14 protein-coding genes are annotated in these 16,890 nt (G+C 69.8%); 5 read left to right on the forward strand and 9 right to left on the reverse strand.

What is annotated here, in order from left to right:
- Window positions 1-340: 340 nt before the first annotated feature.
- Complete coding sequence (gene ppc, locus G6048_RS38655) at window positions 341-3,073, reverse strand: phosphoenolpyruvate carboxylase (protein WP_165344271.1); 2,733 nt, start codon at window positions 3,071-3,073, stop codon at window positions 341-343.
- 319 nt (window positions 3,074-3,392) lie between these two features.
- Between ppc and G6048_RS38660 the strand changes: the two genes are divergently transcribed.
- Both G6048_RS38660 and G6048_RS38665 read left to right on the forward strand, forming a co-directional pair.
- Complete coding sequence (locus G6048_RS38660; protein WP_165344272.1) at window positions 3,393-4,403, forward strand: acyl-CoA desaturase; 1,011 nt, start codon at window positions 3,393-3,395, stop codon at window positions 4,401-4,403.
- Entirely contained in the window at window positions 4,400-5,071 is a 672-nt protein-coding gene (locus G6048_RS38665; protein WP_165344273.1) for a TetR/AcrR family transcriptional regulator, read from the forward strand. The genes G6048_RS38660 and G6048_RS38665 overlap by 4 nt, the downstream gene beginning before the upstream one ends.
- A gap of 50 nt (window positions 5,072-5,121) precedes the next feature.
- Here the strand turns inward: G6048_RS38665 and G6048_RS38670 are convergent, their stop codons facing one another.
- From G6048_RS38670 to G6048_RS38685, 4 genes are all read right to left on the reverse strand, one after another.
- A complete protein-coding gene (locus G6048_RS38670) occupies window positions 5,122-7,200 on the reverse strand; it encodes a glycosyltransferase family 4 protein (protein WP_165344274.1) in 2,079 nt (692 codons plus the stop codon).
- A 330-nt stretch (window positions 7,201-7,530) separates the two neighbouring features.
- Entirely contained in the window at window positions 7,531-8,373 is an 843-nt protein-coding gene (locus tag G6048_RS38675) for a PaaX family transcriptional regulator (RefSeq protein ID WP_165344283.1), read from the reverse strand.
- A gap of 78 nt (window positions 8,374-8,451) precedes the next feature.
- On the reverse strand, window positions 8,452-9,879 hold the full coding sequence (locus tag G6048_RS38680) for an alpha/beta hydrolase family protein (protein ID WP_165344275.1): 1,428 nt from the start codon (window positions 9,877-9,879) through the stop codon (window positions 8,452-8,454).
- Window positions 9,880-10,018: 139 nt separating this feature from the next.
- Window positions 10,019-10,840 carry a trans-aconitate 2-methyltransferase gene (locus G6048_RS38685; RefSeq protein WP_165344276.1) on the reverse strand — a complete coding sequence of 274 codons (822 nt, stop codon included), beginning with the start codon at window positions 10,838-10,840 and terminating at the stop codon, window positions 10,019-10,021.
- Window positions 10,841-10,953: 113 nt separating this feature from the next.
- Here G6048_RS38685 and tamR point away from each other — a divergent pair, with 113 nt between their 5' ends.
- Window positions 10,954-11,451, forward strand: a complete 498-nt coding sequence (tamR, locus tag G6048_RS38690) for a MarR family transcriptional regulator TamR (protein WP_165344277.1) — start codon at window positions 10,954-10,956, stop codon at window positions 11,449-11,451.
- A gap of 64 nt (window positions 11,452-11,515) precedes the next feature.
- On the opposite strand, the gene G6048_RS38695 is transcribed toward tamR, so the two are convergent.
- Window positions 11,516-12,289: a LuxR C-terminal-related transcriptional regulator gene (locus G6048_RS38695; protein ID WP_165344278.1), complete on the reverse strand. Its 774-nt coding sequence runs from the start codon at window positions 12,287-12,289 to the stop codon at window positions 11,516-11,518.
- 267 nt (window positions 12,290-12,556) lie between these two features.
- On the opposite strand from G6048_RS38695, the gene G6048_RS38700 reads away from it, so the two are divergent.
- Complete coding sequence (locus G6048_RS38700; RefSeq protein ID WP_165344279.1) at window positions 12,557-13,000, forward strand: GNAT family N-acetyltransferase; 444 nt, start codon at window positions 12,557-12,559, stop codon at window positions 12,998-13,000.
- Here the strand turns inward: G6048_RS38700 and galK are convergent.
- From galK to galT, 3 genes are read right to left on the reverse strand one after another with little or no spacing between them, the layout of a single operon-like run.
- Window positions 12,993-14,138, reverse strand: a complete 1,146-nt coding sequence (gene galK, locus G6048_RS38705; protein WP_165344280.1) for a galactokinase — start codon at window positions 14,136-14,138, stop codon at window positions 12,993-12,995. The genes G6048_RS38700 and galK overlap by 8 nt on opposite strands.
- On the reverse strand, window positions 14,135-15,130 hold the full coding sequence (gene galE / locus G6048_RS38710; RefSeq protein ID WP_165344281.1) for a UDP-glucose 4-epimerase GalE: 996 nt from the start codon (window positions 15,128-15,130) through the stop codon (window positions 14,135-14,137). The genes galK and galE overlap by 4 nt, the downstream gene beginning before the upstream one ends.
- Window positions 15,127-16,191, reverse strand: coding sequence for a galactose-1-phosphate uridylyltransferase (galT, locus tag G6048_RS38715; RefSeq protein ID WP_165344282.1), 1,065 nt, complete (start codon window positions 16,189-16,191; stop codon window positions 15,127-15,129). Before galT ends, galE begins: the two co-directional genes overlap by 4 nt.
- Window positions 16,192-16,416: 225 nt before the next feature.
- Between galT and G6048_RS38720 the strand changes: the two genes are divergently transcribed.
- Complete coding sequence (locus tag G6048_RS38720) at window positions 16,417-16,668, forward strand: hypothetical protein (RefSeq protein WP_206342667.1); 252 nt, start codon at window positions 16,417-16,419, stop codon at window positions 16,666-16,668.
- Window positions 16,669-16,890 lie beyond the last annotated feature (222 nt).

Genomic DNA, 16,890 nt, shown 5'->3' on the forward strand with positions numbered 1-16,890 from the left:
GCCCCGGACCCCGATTCGGGGGCCAGCCCCCCGACCCCCCGGCCTCAAACGCCCGGCGGGCTGAAATTCCGCCGGACAGGCTGATTTCCGCCGGACGGGCTGAATTTTCGCGGCCGAACTTTGCAGCGCAGGCCCGCATCAATCAGCCCGTCTGGGGGCACCTCCCAGCGGTAGCTGGGGGAGTTTGAGGACGAGGCCGCCAGGCCGATGGGGGTCTGGGGCTGCGCCCCAGCTGGGTCCAGGGGCGGAGCCCCTGGTGGGCTCTGGGCGAAGCCCAGGGGACGGGAATGGTTAGGGGCGGCGAGGGCGAGAACCTGCCTGCCGCCGCCCCTCCAAGCTGTCACCCCGTGTTGCGCAACCCGGCCGCCACCCCGTTCACCGTCAGCAGCAGCGCCCGCGACAGGAGCGGATCCGGGTCCGCGCCGGAGGCGGCGGCGTCGCGTTGGCGCTTGAGCAGGGCGACCTGGAGGTATGAGATCGGGTCCAGGTAGGCGTCTCGGATCGTGAAGGTCTGCTTCAGGACCGGCTGGGCGTCCAGGAGTTCCGGTTCGCCGGTAATCCGGAGGACCTCGCGGACGGTCAGTTCGTGCTCCGTCTTGATCGTGTCGAAGACGTGCTTCAGGTCGTCGGGGACGAGCGTGTCCACGTAGTGGCCGGCGATCCGCAGGTCCGTCTTGGCGAGGGTCATCTCTACGTTGGAGACGAAGTTGCGGAAGAAGTGCCACTGTTCGTGCATTTCCTCCAGGACCGAGTCGAGGCCGGCCTCGCGCAGGGCCTTCAGGCCGGAGCCGACGCCGAACCAACCCGGCACGATCTGCCGGGACTGGGTCCAGCCGAACACCCAGGGAATGGCGCGCAGCCCGTCGAGGCCCGCGCCGGAATCCGGCCGCCGCGAGGGCCGGGAGCCGAGATGGAGTTCGGCGAGCTGGTCAACCGGCGTGGAGGCGAAGAAGTACGCGGGCAGGTCCGGGTCCTCGACCAGGCGGCGGTACGCGGCGTGGGCGGCGTCCGAGACGACGTCCATCGCGGCGTCCCAGCGGGCGAGCGCGTCGCCGGGCTGGCGCGGGGCGGTGTGGAGGGCGGAGGCCTGGAGGGTGGCGGCGACGGAGAGTTCCAGGTTTTCGCGGGCGAGCGCGGGGATCAGGTACTTGTCGGAGATGACCTCGCCCTGCTCGGTGACCTTGATCTCGCCTTCGAGGGTGCCCCAGGGCTGGGCGAGGATCGCGTCGTGGGTGGGGCCGCCGCCTCGGCCGACGGTGCCGCCGCGGCCGTGGAACAACCGCAGCCGTACGCCGTAGCGGTGGGCGACGTCGCGCAGGCGTCGCTGGGCGCGGTGGATCTCCCACTGGGAGGTGGTGATGCCGCCGAACTTGGAGGAGTCGGAGTATCCGAGCATGACCTCCTGGACGTCGCCGCGCAGTGCCACGAGACGGCGGTACGAGGGGTCGGCGAGCATGCCCTCCAGGATGGTGTCCGCCGCGCGCAGCTCGTCCGTCGTCTCGAGGAGCGGCACGATGCCGATCTTCGCCCAGCCGGCGTGCAGGTCCATCAGCCCGGCCTCGCGGGCGAGGACGGCGGCGGCGAACACGTCGTCGGCGCCCTGGCACATGGAGATGATGTACGACTCGACGACCTCGGGTCCGAAGACGTCCAGCGCCCGCTTGACCGTGTCGAACACCCCGAGGGTCTTCTGTCCGGCCGCGTCCAGGGGGGCCGGGGTCGGTGCGAGGGGCCGGCGGGAGCGCAGTTCCTTGGCGAGCAGCTTGTGCCGGTACTCGCGCGGCATGTCCTCGTAGCGCCAGGACTCCTCGCCGAGCCGGTCGAAGAGCTGGCCGAGCGCGTAGTGGTGGGCGTCGGCGTGTTCGCGTACGTCCATGGTGGCGAGCTGGAGGCCGAAGGCGGCGAGCGTGCGGATCGTACGGTTCATGCGGCCGTCGGCGAAGAGGGCGCCGCGGTGTTCGCGCAGGGACGTCTGGATCAGGGTGAGGTCCCGCAGGAGGGCGGAGGTACCAAGGTAGTCGCGGCCTTCCTCGTGCGGGATGCCCTTGGCGAGTCGCTGCTTGGTGTTCTCGAGCTTCTGCCGGATGCAGGTGGCCTTGAGGCGATAGGGCTCTTCGGCGTTGAGGCGCTTGTAGCGGGGGCTGATCTCGGGGAGGTTCTCCAGGTCGGCCTGGAGGGAGTCCAGCAGTTCCTGGGTGGCGCCCGAGTAGCGGATGGAGTTGGAGAGGAAGCCGCGGAGTTCGTCGATGATCTCCAGGGCGTCGTTGATGCCGTGCTCGTGCTGGAGGATCAGTACGTCCCAGGTCACCTGAGGGGTGACGTTCGGGTTGCCGTCGCGGTCGCCGCCGATCCAGGTGCCGAAGGTCAGCGGGCGGGTGTCGTCGGGGAGGACGACGCCGACGCGTTCCAGCTCGGCGGTGAGGTCTTCGAGTACGTCTCCGACGGCTCCGGCGTGCAGTTCGTCCAGGTAGTAGATCGCGTTGCGGGCCTCGTCCGCGGGCTCGGGACGTACGACCCGCAGCTCGTCCGTCTGCCAGACGAGGTCGATGTTCTCAGCCAGCCTGGTGTCGTAGCGGCGCCGGTCCGCCTCGATGACGGGGGTCTCAAGGAGCGCGGCGATCCTGCGCAGCTTGTTCAGGACCGAGCGGCGAGCTGCCTCCGTCGGGTGGGCGGTGAAGACCGGGCGAACATTCAGGTGTCGTACGGTCGCGCGCAGGTGCTCGGGGTCGGCGTCCTTGAGCCGGTCCGCGGTACGGGCGAGGAGTCCGCCCTCGGCGGCCCGCTTGGCGCGCAGTTCGCGGCCACGGTGGACCTGTTCGGTGACGTTCGCGAGATGGAAGTACGTGGAGAAGGCGCGGACCAGCTTGGCGGCGGTCTCCAGTTCCGTGCCGCGCAGCAGTTCGGCGGCGGCCTCGCCGTTCTCGCGGGTGAGGCGGCGCACCCTTTCGACCAGTTCGAGGAGCTCGGGGCCCTCCTGGCGGACGAGGGTCTCGCCCAGCAGGTCGCCCAGGCGGCGGATGTCGGCGCGCAGCTCACTGCTGGTCGTGGTGGTCTGGTCGTCGGCACTGCTCACAGGTGCGGCTCCTTGCAGTGGTGAAGCATCTGAGGCTCGGCTGAGTGGGAACCCCGGGAAGCCGTCGTTCCTGCGGCAGCGGTGGCCGCATAGCAGGAGGGCATCCGGGAACTTTAGAAACAGAGCGGACCGCGCTGTCCGACCGATTCCAAGGATAGGTCTCGATGCGGACGCGCAGACTCTCGGCCTCTTGCCGCCGGGCTGTGCGCTGCCATACTTACGACGCCGTAGGTTACGGAACCGTAGGCATGACATACGAACCCGTATGCCCGTACATCCGGCATCGTCTCAATCCACGAAACCCCACAGGGGACGCCCCATGACCACCAGCTCCGATGTGATCGACGACGCCCCGAAGGCGCACAACGACACCTCGCTCCCCTCCGCCACTCTGGGCGGCGAGCAGAAGCGCTCGATCGAGCAGATCACGCTTCTTCTCTTCATCACCGTCCCGTTCCTCGCGCTGCTCGCGGCCGTACCGCTGGCTTGGGGCTGGGGGGTGAGCTGGCTGGACCTCGGTCTGCTGGTGTTCTTCTACTACCTCGGCTGCCACGGCATCACCATCGGTTTCCACCGCTACTTCACGCACGGCTCCTTCAAGGCCAAGCGCCCGCTGCGGATCGCGCTCGCGATCATGGGGTCGATGGCGGTGGAGGGCCCGCTGGTCCGCTGGGTCGCCGACCACCGCAAGCACCACAAGTTCTCCGACGCCGAGGGTGACCCGCACTCGCCGTGGCGCTTCGGCGAGACCGTCCCGGCTCTGATGAAGGGCCTGTGGTGGGCGCACATCGGCTGGATGTTCGACGAGGAGCAGACGCCGCAGGAGAAGTACGCGCCGGATCTGATCAAGGACGGGGCGATCCGTGCGATCTCCCGCCAGTTCATTCTGTGGGCCCTGCTCTCGCTGGCGCTTCCGGCGCTGATCGGCGGTCTGGTGACGATGTCCTGGTGGGGAGCGTTCACGGCGTTCTTCTGGGGCTCACTCGTGCGGGTGGCGCTGCTGCATCATGTGACCTGGTCCATCAACTCGATCTGTCACGCGGTGGGCAAGCGGCCCTTCAAGTCGCGTGACCGCTCGGGCAACGTGTGGTGGCTGGCCGTACTGTCCTGCGGCGAGTCCTGGCACAACCTGCACCACGCCGATCCGACGTCGGCCCGGCACGGTGTGGAGCGCGGTCAGGTGGACTCCTCGGCGCGGATCATCCGCTGGTTCGAGATGCTCGGCTGGGCGTACGACGTGCGCTGGCCGTCACGCTCGCGTATCGATTCCCGCCGGAACCCGGACGGGAAGGGCTCCCGGCAGAAGACGGAGGCCGCCGAGGCGGCATGATTGACGGCGTGGCCGACTCCAGCACATCCAGCAACGAAAAGCCGCGGCGTGCGCGCCGGACCCGGATGACGGGGGCCGAGCGGCGCCAGCAGCTCCTGGAGATCGGCCGCACGCTCTTCGCCGCCAAGGGCTTCGAGGGCACGTCGGTGGAGGAGATAGCGGCGAAGGCCGGGGTCTCCAAGCCGGTGGTGTACGAGCACTTCGGCGGCAAGGAGGGCCTGTACGCGGTGGTGGTGGACCGTGAGATGCGGCGCCTGCTGGACATGGTGACCAGCTCACTCACGGCCGGCCACCCGCGCGAACTGTGCGAGCAGGCGGCGTTCGCGCTGCTCGACTACATCGAGGAGTACACGGACGGGTTCCGCATCCTCGTCCGCGACTCCCCCATCCCCCAGTCCACGGGTTCCTTCGCCTCGCTGATCTCCGACATCGCGACACAGGTCGAGGACATCCTGGGCCGCGAGTTCAAGAGCCGCGGCTTCGACCCGAAGCTCGCGCCGGTGTACGCCCAGGCCCTGGTCGGCATGGTCGCCCTGACCGGCCAGTGGTGGCTGGACGTACGCCGCCCGAAGAAAGCCGAGGTGGCGGCCCACCTGGTGAACCTGGCCTGGCACGGCCTGGACGGGCTGGAGGCCAAGCCGCGCCTGATCGGCCACCGCAAAAGCTGAAGGGGAGGGCTGAGGAGGCCGGGCGTTCAGTCGGCCCCCTCAGCCCTGGCTCAGTCGTCCTCGATGTCGCGGGCGCTCAGTGCCAGGTCGTTGGTGGCGCAGAAGTACGGCCTGATCCGGGTGCCGCCTCGCTGAGGGTGGTCGAGGACCGCCGCCGGTAGGACATCCGTCTTCTTGCGCTCCACGATGTCTCCGCTGATCCGGCCGACCGGGATGGTGCCGTCGGCGGTGGACAGCCGCAGATCCCAGCAGTCCTGTTCCCCGGTGCGCCGGGCCATGACCTCCTCGTACGGGACGGTGAAGCGGAAGCTGCCGGTGCCTGCGGGGCGGGCGGGCACGGAGAAGTCGTACACCCGCTCCGTCCGGGACACCGCCTGCGCCCTGACTCCAGCCCCACTCGCGAGGCCGTGCACCACAACGGTGACGGACACCGAGCGCTCGCCGGCCTCGATCCGCTCGACCTCGGCATGGGCGGGCCGCAGCCAGGTGCGCAGGGCGAGGAAGCCGTCGGCGGTGGTGTACGGGATCCACGCGCTCACGCCGTCGGGCTCGCGAACGGTGAGGGATCTTCGGAGGAGCCGCGCCTGCTCGACGAGCCGGGCGGTGAGGCGCGTACGGGAGCCGGTGCCGCGCGGGGCGACGTAGCAGTCCCAGCGGCCTCCGGCGAGGCTGTGCTCGGCTCGGTGCAGGGTGACGCGGGCGCCGGTGTCCGGGGCATCCGGGTCCGGGAGCACGGGGAGGCGGACCTCCCGCTTGGCCGGGTCGCGGCGCAGCCGGAGGACGAAGTCCAGTGGCCCGGCGGGCAGTTCGGCCACCTTCAGCAGGACGGTCAGGCCGCCTTCCGCGGTCGCGCGGGCGTGCGCGGCGGTCGGCGGAGTGCTCTTCTCCGGGAGGGCGGTGGGCGCGGCCGGGCGGGGCCGGACAGTGCGGCTCAGGCGTCGGACCAGGGCCGTGCTTCCGCCGGCCAGGGTGCGGCGGCGCTTGCCGGACAGTTCATCGAAGAGCGCTTCGTAGCGGCGGGCGATGGCGGAAGGGGCGTAGGTCGCGGCCTTCTCCCGGGCCCCGGCGGCCATTTTCTGGCGCAGCGCGGAGTCCGCGACGAGGCGCTTCAGTCCGTCGGCGAAGGCGTCGACGTCGCCCGCGAGCGGTACGAGCAGTCCGTCCTGGCCGTCGGTGATGATCTCGCCGGGCCCGTGCGGGCAGTCGGTCGCGACGACCGGGACGCCGCAGTGCATGGCCTCGACGATCGTCATGCCGAAGGACTCCATGTCGGAGGAGACGGCGGCGATGGCGCCCTTGGCCCACTCGGTCTCGATCGGGGAGACGGCGCCCATGAGGAACGCGCGGTCGGACAGCCCGAGCCGCTCGATCTGCTCCCGCAGCCGCGCCTTCTCCGGGCCGCGTCCGTAGAGCCGCAGCGTCCAGCCGGGATGTTCCGCGGCGACTTTGGCGAAGGCCGAAATCAGCCGGTCGTACCGCTTGATGGGGATGAGCCGGCCGGCCGCGACGATGACCCGGGAGTCGAGTGAGGACCCTTCGACGGCCGAGGCCTGTACGCCGTTGGGGACGCACACAATGGTCGTGGTGACATCGGGCAGGGCGGCGCGGTACTGGGCGGCGTCGGCCTCGGAGACGGTGATGTAGGCGTCGAGGCCGACTACGGCGTTGTTCTGGTTGGTGCGCAGCGGTTCCCCGTACTGGTCGAGGCTGAGGTGCTCCTGGCCGACGCGGAGGTAGCGACGGCGGCCGTCGCGGGCGAGGTAGCCGTTGAGGTCCGGGCGGGTGGCGATGACGACATCGGCGTCGGTACGGGCGAGGAAGCCGCCGATGCGTTCGTCCTGGAGGGCGGTGTAGGGCAACTTTCCGGTGGCGCCGGTGTAGTGGAACATCGTGCCTGGCAGCTTGGTGAGCGGGTGATCGCCCTCGTAGCCGGGGTTGCCCTCGCGCATCTCGATCAGCGAGGTCACGCGGACGCGCGGATCGAAGGGGAGCGACGGTGCGTCCCGGAAGCAGTGGATGCTGACGACCTCGACGTCGTGCCGGTCGGCGAACGCGGCCGAGAGATTCGCCGTGGAGCGGATGGTTCCGCCGATTCCATACGCGTTGTTGATCAGGAAAGAGATCTTCACGGCGTTCTCGGCTTCACTCGAACAATCCGGAATCTGGGTACCACCGAGGAATTCCTTTCAGAAAGCGGAGCCGCTCCGCGGAAACAACAACAGGGCAGGCTGAAGCCACCAGAAAAAGACAGCACGAAAGGAAGGCAAGAATCATCACGCCTGGTCACAGACCCCCCTGCGGCTTCGAACCATAGCAAACGCCAACTGAATTTACAGTGAAGTAACAGGTGACGCATGGCATACGTTCGGCGGGTCGGCCAGAAAGCGGAACGGTTCCATCTGATTAGCGGGGATTAGCGGAGAGGGGAGAAAAGGTTGCGCTAGAAACAAGCCATCCGCTCAAGCCGAACGCAGCGGAACCGTCTCCAAAAGCTCCGCGGCCATCCGCGCAGCGGACCCCGCCGTCTCCTCGGCTATTCGACGGAATGTTTCCTGTGCCTGCCGGGCCGGCCACTCCGGAGGGAGATGCTGCACAGGCAGCCGAGGATCCGTACGTATGATCCGCAGCCATTCGGCGACCAGCCGCAGCCGCGTGGCGACGGGGTCGGCCGGCGGCGGCACGGCGGCCCACCGCTTGTCGAAGGCGACGTACCGCGCCGCGATGCTCCCCAGGTCCCAGCTCTCGCGGATCATCAGGCCGACGTCGGTGAACGCGTCGGCGCGGGCGTGGAAGACCTTGACGTGGGCGTCGAGGCCGAGTTCGGAGACGGCGTCGCGGACGTCGGCGTGGCCGGGGGCGATCCACAGCCCGCTGTAGAGGGCGCCGAAGCCGGACCAGGTCAGCCGGGAGCGCAGGTCGTGGCGCTGGCGCTGCCAGGATTCCGGGAGGGAGAAGCCGAGGAGGGTCCAGGTGCCGTCCCAGTCCTCGTTGACCGCGCCGTCGCGCCAGATGCGCTGTCCGCCGTCCTCGAGGATGCGGGCCGCCTGCGGGGTCAGCCCGAAGAACATCTTGCGGCCCTCGCGCTGGCGCCGCAGCAGACCCCGGTTGACCATCCGGGTCAGCGTGGAGCGTACGGCCTGCTCTCCCGTCCCGACCCGGGCGAGCACATCGATGATGCTGCCGGAGTAGACGCACAGGTCGCCTTCGTCCAGGACATGGTTGCCGAAGAAGGCGAGCACCAGCGACTGAGGGCGCAACTGCGGGGCCTCAACGGTGTCCGCCGTGTCCGTCGTGGCCGTCATGTCCGGGTCGCCGTCCTCCACAGCGGTAAGCGTACGGCCGCCCGCGCCGGCGAAAGCACGGGCGGCCGTACGCGTCTGTCACCGATCGTCGCCGGGATGGGCCAGGTCGTACGGGCGGGGATACGGCGCCGGCCGGTACGGGAGGTAGCGGGCCGGGGTCGTGGGATCGGCCACGGCGGCCGTGGCGTTGAGTGACGCGGGATCCGTGCCTTGCCAGCGCCCCTTGCCGAGCCGCTTCTCCAGGGTGTGCAGGGCGGCCGTCTGCTCGGCCGGGCTGAAGGTGCAGTGGCCGGGGTTGTCGACGTACGCCTGACGCAGCAGCGCCGACGAGCCCCCGGCGGTGGCGGCCCTGCGGTAGGCGCTCTGGACCTGTACGGGGACGAGGGCGTCGCCGGTGGTGTGGATGGTGAGCTGCGGTTTGTGCAGCCGGCCGGTGAACGCGCTGGTCCGGCTCATCCAGTCGACGGCGGCCGGGTCGGCGCTGATCCGCGGGGCCCGGTTCAGGGCGCCCAGGTCCTTCTTCAGGGACAGCCCCGCGTCCTTGTAGAGCTCGGTGACCTCCTTGTACACCGACGACCGGCGGAGCATCTTCGTGTAGTCGACGCCGGTGTTCCAGGACATGTTGCCGCCGGCCCGGCTCTCGGCCTCCTGGCGCCAGCTGAACGCGGGCAGGCTCAGCATCCCCTGGAGGGCCTGGTACTGGTTGGCCTGCTGGGTGTTCCAGTCGTCCGGGGCGGGTTCGGGCTGCGAGGGGTCGTTCCAGCCGGGGATGTTGTGGAGTGCGGCGGCGAGGGCGATGCGGGCACGGCCCTCGGGTGTGGCCTGGGCATCGGTGACGGTCGCGCCCATCGTCTTGGCGGCGGCGGCAGCCGAGGCCTGGTCGGCGAAACCGGTCAGCTGGACGGAGGAGCCGGGCGCCAGCAGGGTCTTGAGGGCGAAGACGGGGTCGAGGGTGTTGTTCCAGTTGGCGACGCCGCCGTGGACAAGGCCGCACATGGCGAGCGAGCCGTCGATGCGCCCGGGGTGCCGCTCGGCGATGGCGGTGGTGACCAGCCCGCCGTACGACTGCCCCCAGGCGATGGTGCGCCGCGCCTCGCCCAACCGCTCGGTGAACACGTCGAGGGTGGCGAGCTGATCGGGCACCGCGTCCGTCACGGCCCAGCCGTTGGTGGCGTACGAGGAGCCGATGAGCGCGTAGCCCTTCTTGAGGAGAAGCGCCTTCGTCGCGTCGTCGGGGGCGTTCTGTGCGGCGAGGGGCGAACCGGCGGGCCGGTAGCCGTGGCTGAAGAGCAGGACGGTGCCGTTCCAGTCGGCGGGCTTGTCCATGACGTAGTTGGCGCCGGACGGGAGGGTGCCCTCGATGTGCTCGGGTGGTGCTTCGGCGGCATACGCGGAGGTCGTGGGGGCGGCGGAGGTGGCGAGCAGGAGGGCGACTGCGAGAGCGGTGGCGCGCGGCAATGACGTACGAGCGCGGGTGCGGGGGGATGCGGCTGGGGGCCGGGGCATCGCGGTCTCCCTTGAGTGGGGGCGGGACACCCGCGAAGGTAGGCGTGCTCGTATTTGCGGTCAATATTCTGCACAACATCGACGGGCCCAGGACGTGGGTGACTGCCGTTGCGGCGCGGCGGGATCAGGCGCGGCGGGATCAGGCGTCCGCCTTCCGCGCCACGACGAAGAGGCGGCGGAAGGGGAAGACCGTGCCGTACGACGCCGGCGGGTAGGCCGCGCGGAGCAGGTCGCGGTACTCGGCGACGAAGGCCTCCGCCTCCTCGCCCAACTCCGTCAGGACCGGGCGCAGCCCCGTGCCCTTCACCCAGTCCAGGACCGGGTCCTCGCCCTTCAGGAGGTGCAGGTACGTCGTCTCCCAGACGTCGGCCTCGCAGCCGAGTTCGGTGAGTGCCTGGAGATAACCGGCGGGCTCGTGGACCGCGTCCTCGTGGCGGAGCGTTCCGGCCAGGCGGTTCTTCCAGCGTGCGGACTGGGCGAGTTCGCGCATCAGGCGGTGGCTGGGGGCGTCGAAGTTGCCGGGCACCTGGAAGGCGAAGGTGCCGCCCGGGGCGAGGCCGTCCACCCACACCGGGAAGCGGGATACGTGATCCGGCACCCACTGCAGGGTGGCGTTGCTGACGATCAGGTCGTACAGCTCTGCCGGCGCCCAAGTCCCGGCGTCCGCGGCGGCGAAGTCGAGGTGGCCGCCGCCCGGCGTGGGGCCGGCGAGGGATTCGGCGCGGGCGAGCATCTGGGGTGAGTTGTCGAGGCCGGTGATGTGCGCGGTGGGCCAGCGGTCGGCGAGGAGGCGGGTCATGTTGCCGGGGCCGCAGCCGAGGTCGGCGATGCGGGGCGGGTCCGTGGGCAGGTCCGGGACGCGGGCCAGGAGGTCCGCGAAGGGGCGGGCGCGATGGTCCGCGTGACGCAGGTACTGACCCGGATCCCAGGCGGGGGCGGCAGAACGACCGGCTGCGGGCATGACGGGAGGCCTCCTTGATGCGACCGAGCGACCGAAAGACACCCTCAGCCTCACATCCAAACTATCTTGACGTCAAGAGACTTCACATCGACACAACCACTACACTGATCGCTATGGAGGACGAGGTCGATCGGCTGGTCGCAGCGTGGCGCCGGGAGCGCCCGGACCTCGACGTGGAGCCGCTGGAAGTGCTCAGCCGGGTGAGCAGGCTGGCCCGGCATCTGGACCGCGCACGCCGGCTGGCGTTCTCCGAACACAGCCTGGAGCCCTGGGAGTTCGACGTCCTGACCGCACTGAGGCGGGCCGGGTCTCCGTACCAGCTCTCCCCCGGCCAGCTGCTGACCCAGACCCTGGTGACATCCGGCACGATGACGAACCGTATCGACCGGCTGGCGAAGAAGGGCCTGGTGGAACGCCTTCCCGACCCCAGCGACCGCCGGGGCGTGCTGGTGCGGCTCACCGACGAGGGGCGGGACCGCGCGGACCAGGCGCTGGCCGGTCTCCTCGACCAGGAGCGGGCGATCCTGGCGGAGCTCAGCAGTGCGCAGCGCGGTGAACTGGCCGGGCTGCTACGCCAGTTGACCGCCCCGTTCGACAACATCCCCGGCTAGGCGCTCCGCTGGGAGAGCCGTGCGGGTGGTGCCGCGCTGTGCCGTCGGTTGTCAGCGGTGTCGATCAGGCGCTGCTGCTTTCCTCCGGCAGAATCCGGCCGGCAGGCCCCAGATCCACCGGCCCCACCCCAGCCCGCCTGGCCAGCGCGACCGCGGCGAGGGTGGAGTGGACGCCCAGCTTCCCCAGCACGTTCTGCATATGCGTACGGACGGTGTGCGGGGACAGGAACAGGCGCTCGGCGACGGCCTTGCGCCCCAGGCCCGCGACCATGCACCGCAGTACCTCGCGCTCGCGCGGTGTGAGGGACTCGACGAGTTGCTCGCTCTCGGTGCGGTGCTTGCGGGCGGCGGTCAGCTCGCGCAGCACGGCCGTGAGCAGGGCGGGCGGCAGATGCGTCTCGTCCCGCAGTACGCCTCGTATGACCGTCAGAAGCCTCGACAGCGAGCAGTCCTTGGCGACCCAGCCCGAGGCGCCGGCCTGCAAGGCGAGGGCCGCGCGGCGCGAGTCGTCCTTCTCGGCGAGGACGACGGTACGGACGCCGGGGTGGCCCGAACGGACGCCCGCGACCAGGGAGATGCCGTCGACCAGGCCCTCTTCGTTGTTGTCGTGCACGGATACGGCCGGGCGGACGCCCGGCACATTGCCGCCCAGGTCGGCGTCGACGAGCAGCACATCGAATCTGCGGCCCTCCGCCACCGCCCGTTCCATGGAACGCAGCGCGGCGGGACCGCTGCCGGCTGCGGAGACGTCGACATCGGGCTCGGCGGCAAGAGCTGCCGCGAGCGACTCGGCGAAGATGCGGTGGTCGTCGACGACCAGGACACGGATGCGAACCACTGAAACCCCCACTGGTCGGGGGACGACCGACGCAGGTACGGCGCCCGGAGTGTTCCGGGACCCCGAGGACCCCGGGACGGGGAGCCGCAGCCACACGGCCGCCGCCGTGCTGGAGCTGCTACCCCCACTCCGGGCGTCGTACCCGACTTCTCTCGCCCCCTGATCAACACCGGCCCCCACCGGTGCTGCTCATCAGGGTAAGGCCGGGGGGCGGGAGCGGAAGAGGATTTGCAGAACTGATTGTCCAGCACGTTTATGGTGAGGCTTATGTTTCGTATTGAGACAGGAGTCGACAAAGAGTTCAGCAAGGTGCTGCGTTCCCGGCTCCGGGACGCCAACACGGCGGCTTCTCCCGTGCTCCGTGCTCTCCGCGGAACCCCCGACGAACGCGAGCTTCCGCTCCAGCTGTGGGCGCTGGACGAGCGGGACGAGCTCGTGGGCGGCCTGGTCGGCCACACCTGGGCGACGTGGCTGCACGTGACGTACCTCTGGGTCGACACCCCCCACCGCGGCACGGGCCTCGGCTCCCATCTGCTGTCCCGGGCCGAGAGCCTGGCCCGGACGGAGCGTGGCTGCCGCGCCGTGCGCCTGGAGACGTGGGACTTCCAGGCGCCGGAGTTCTACAAGAAGCGGGGGTACGACGTGGTGTGCGTGATCCCCGACTATCCGCCGGGGGTTACGGAGTACACGCTGACGAAGCAGCTCAGCTGAGGCGCCGCGCGCCCGCCGACGGGATCGCCGTGAAGACCCGCGGAGCCGTGAACCCGGCTGCCGCGAACGCTTCCTCCACCGCCTTGGTGACCGTTTCCGCGTCCGTGGACTCGACGAGGACGATCGCCGAGCCGCCGAAGCCGCCGCCTGTCATGCGGGCACCCAAGGCGCCGGCCGACAACGCAGTGTCGACGACCAGGTCCAGCTCCGCGCAGGAGATGCGGAAGTCGTCGCGCAGCGAGGCGTGGCCCTCGTTCAGCACCGGGCCGATCGCCCTCGTGTCGCCCGCCTTCAGCAGCGACACGACCCGCTCCACCCGGTGGTTCTCGGTGACGATGTGGCGCACCAGACGGCGCACCTCCTCCTCGTCGCCCAACCGCTCCAGGGCCGCGTCCAGTTCGCCGTACGCCACATCCCGCAGTGCGGTCACGCCGAGCAGGGCTGCGCCCTTCTCGCAGCCCGCCCGCCGCTTGCCGTACTCGCCGTCGCTGTGGGCGTGCTTGACGCGCGTGTCGACGACCAGCAGCCGCATGCCCTCGGCCGCGAGGTCGAAGGGGATCTGCTGCTGGGCCAGGTCACGGGTGTCGAGGAACAGCGCGTGGCCGTCCTCGCAGCACGCCGAAGCCGTCTGATCCATGATCCCGGTGGGGGCGCCGACGTACAGGTTCTCGGCGCGCTGGCACAGGCGGGCCAACTGCGGGCGCTCGATGCCGAGTCCGTAGAGCTCGTCGAGGGCCAGGGCCGTGACGACCTCCAGGGCCGCCGAGGAGGACAGGCCCGCGCCCGTCGGGACCGTCGAGGTCAGGTGGAAGTCCGCGCCGGTCACCGCGTGGCCCGCCTCGCGCAGTGCCCACACCACGCCCGCCGGGTACGCCGTCCAGCCCGTGTCGGACCGCGGGGCGAGTTCGTCGACGCGCAGTTCCACGACGCCGTCCTCGACGTCGGCGGAATGCAGCCGGAGCACGCCGTCCGTGCGCCGCGACACCGCCGCGACCGTGGTGTGCGGCAGCGCGAAGGGCATGACGAAGCCGTCGTTGTAGTCGGTGTGCTCACCGATCAGGTTGACCCGCCCCGGCGCTGCCCAGACACCGTCGGGGGCGCTCCCGTACAGCTCCTCGAACTTCTCGGCGATGCTCACGAACCACTCTTCCTGTTCTGTGCGAACTCCCACGCGTCCGCCACGATCCCCGCGAGGTCCGCGCGGGACGGGTTCCAGCCGAGCCGTTCGCGGGCCGTCTGCGCGGAGGCCACCAGCACCGCGGGGTCGCCGCCGCGGCGCGGGGCGGCCACCTCGGGGATCGGGTGCCCGGTGACCTGGCGGACGGTCTCGATGACCTCGCGGACCGAGAAGCCGTTGCCGTTGCCGAGGTTGCAGATCAGGTGCTCGCCCGGGGTGGCCGACTCGACGGCCAGCAGGTGGGCCTCCGCCAGGTCCGCGACGTGGATGTAGTCGCGGATGCAGGTGCCGTCCGGCGTCGGGTAGTCGTCGCCGAAGACGGAGATGGCCTCGCGCTTGCCCTGGGCGACCTGGAGGACGAGCGGGATGAGGTGCGACTCGGGGTCGTGGCGCTCGCCGCAGCTGCCGTACGCGCCCGCCACGTTGAAGTAGCGCAGCGACACTGCGCCCAGTCCGTGCGCTGCCGCCTCGCCGGTGATCATGTGGTCGACGGCCAGCTTCGAGGCGCCGTACGGATTCGTCGGTGCCGTCGGCGCGGTCTCGACGATCGGGGTTTCCTCCGGCTCGCCGTACGTGGCGGCGGTGGAGGAGAAGACGAGCTTGCGGACGCCCGCCGAGCGCATCGCCTCAAGGAGGGCCATCGTGCCGCCGACGTTGTTCTCCCAGTACTTCTCCGGCTTCACGACCGACTCGCCGACCTGCGAGAACGCGGCGAAGTGCAGCACGGCGTCGAAGGTGGGGGTCCCCCCGGCGGAGCCAGGGGGAGAGTCCAGCCACTTGGCGGCATCCCGGATGTCGCCCTCGATGAAGGAAGCCCCGGTGGGCACGCCCTCGCGGAAGCCGGTCGAGAGGTTGTCGAGGACGACGACCTCGTGGCCCGCCTCCAGCAGATGCTGCGCGACCACGCTGCCGACATAGCCCGCACCGCCGGTGACCAGGTACTTCCCACTCATGAACTCGCTACCTCTCGCAGTCGCTGGGCCGCGGTCTCCGGCGGCACGTCGTTGATGAACACGCTCATGCCGGATTCGGAACCCGCGAGGAACTTCAGCTTGCCGGAAGTGCGGCGAATGGTGAAAAGCTCCAGGTGCAGCGCGAAGTCGTCACGGCTGACACCCTCGAACTCCTCCAGCGTGCCGAACGGCGCCTGATGCCAGCCGGAGATGTACGGCGTCGGAGGCTCACCCTCGCCGAAAATCCGGTCGAAGCGCCTCAACAGTTCCAGATACACCTGAGGGAACTCTGTGCGGGCGTCCTCGTCGAGCCCCAGCAGGTCGGGCACCCGCCGCTTCGGGTAGAGGTGCACCTCGTACGGCCAGTGCGCCGCGTACGGCACGAAGGCCACCCAGTGTTCGGCGTCCAGCACGATGCGGTCGCCGTCGGCCAGTTCGCGGGCGACCACGTCGTCGAAGAGGTTCTCCCCGCCGGTCGCCTCCTTGTGCGCGGCAAGTGAGCGCAGCATCAGGGCCGTACGAGGGGTGGTGAAGGGGTACGCGTAGATCTGGCCGTGCGGATGTCCGAGCGTCACGCCGATCTCGGCGCCGCGGTTCTCGAAGCAGAAGACCTGCTCCACGGAGGGGAGATGGGACAGCTCGGCGGTGCGGTCGGTCCAGGCCTCCAGGACCAGCCCCGCCTGTTCCTCCGTCAGATCCGCGAAGGACGCGTCGTGGTCGGAGGTGAAGCAGACGACCTCGCAGCGGCCGGAGTCGCCGGCGAGGGAGGGGAAGCGGTTCTCGAAGACGGCGACGTCGTACGAGGAGTCCGGTATCTCGCTGAGGCGGTCACCCTCGGACGGGCACAGGGGGCATTCGTTCGCCGGCGGGTGGTAGGTGCGGCCCTGACGGTGCGAGGCGATCGCGACCGAGTCGCCGAGCAGTGGGTCGCGGCGCACCTGAGACGTGGTGACGGTCGGGTCGAGCGGTCGGCGGTCGACCGCGTCGCGGACCGCGTCGTCACGCGCGTCGTAGTAGATGAGCTCACGACCGTCGGCCAGCCGGGTCGAGGTCTTCTTCACTGTGGGGCTCCTCTGGGCACACCCATCAAACAGAACTGAACACAACAAACCACAAGTCCCCACGCCAGTCAACATCACAATCAAACAAAGAACCCCATAACGGCTGTTCATTTCTTGAAGCTGGAGGCGTAGCTTCTGCTCTGATCTGTGCACGCAGCGAAGCGAGTCGCTGGGCGTACCCGTCCCCACCGGGCATCGGTTTCGCCGCCCGCCACGGGAGACCAGGTGCACGAGGTCGAGGAACTGGAGCGCAAGTCCGCGACCGCCGCCCGCCTCTTCGACATCCGCCGCATCATCGGCGGCCTCTTCGTGATCTACGGAGTGATCGTCACGATCGCCGGCTTCACGGTCTCCGACGCGGACCTGGACAAGGCGGAGGGCGTGAACATCAACCTGTGGACGGGGCTGCAACGGCTGGGTAGGGGGCTGGAGTTCGCCTGGCTGGACTTCAGCCCCCGTACGGCTATTACGGGGTGAAGAGATACGCCCGCCGTACAGCTTCGTCCTATAAGGGCGGGAGAACCAAGGAGCCGTACATGGTCTCCTGCGGCGCGGTCCTCATCGTCGTCCGTCCTCGTACTGAGCGCGCCGGCGGTCAACGGCGCCCACGGGCTCGTCTTCCTCGTCCCCGACGTCGCCCATGTCACGACGGCCACGGAGCCCCAGGCAGTGGACCTGGAATCCACAGGTGTGGACGGA

It is taken from the genome of Streptomyces ureilyticus, from assembly GCF_011045025.1.
Classification (GTDB): domain Bacteria; phylum Actinomycetota; class Actinomycetes; order Streptomycetales; family Streptomycetaceae; genus Streptomyces; species Streptomyces ureilyticus.

Coding starts and splice junctions, on each gene's coding strand:
- G6048_RS38675 (WP_165344283.1), bottom strand. CDS start 8,373: ATGACGGCCACGACGGACACGGCGGACACCGTTGAGGCCCCGCAGTTG.
- G6048_RS38700 (WP_165344279.1), top strand. CDS start 12,557: ATGTTTCGTATTGAGACAGGAGTCGACAAAGAGTTCAGCAAGGTGCTG.
- G6048_RS38665 (WP_165344273.1), top strand. CDS start 4,400: ATGATTGACGGCGTGGCCGACTCCAGCACATCCAGCAACGAAAAGCCG.
- galE (WP_165344281.1), bottom strand. CDS start 15,130: ATGAGTGGGAAGTACCTGGTCACCGGCGGTGCGGGCTATGTCGGCAGC.
- G6048_RS38685 (WP_165344276.1), bottom strand. CDS start 10,840: ATGCCCGCAGCCGGTCGTTCTGCCGCCCCCGCCTGGGATCCGGGTCAG.
- G6048_RS38680 (WP_165344275.1), bottom strand. CDS start 9,879: ATGCCCCGGCCCCCAGCCGCATCCCCCCGCACCCGCGCTCGTACGTCA.
- G6048_RS38660 (WP_165344272.1), top strand. CDS start 3,393: ATGACCACCAGCTCCGATGTGATCGACGACGCCCCGAAGGCGCACAAC.
- tamR (WP_165344277.1), top strand. CDS start 10,954: ATGGAGGACGAGGTCGATCGGCTGGTCGCAGCGTGGCGCCGGGAGCGC.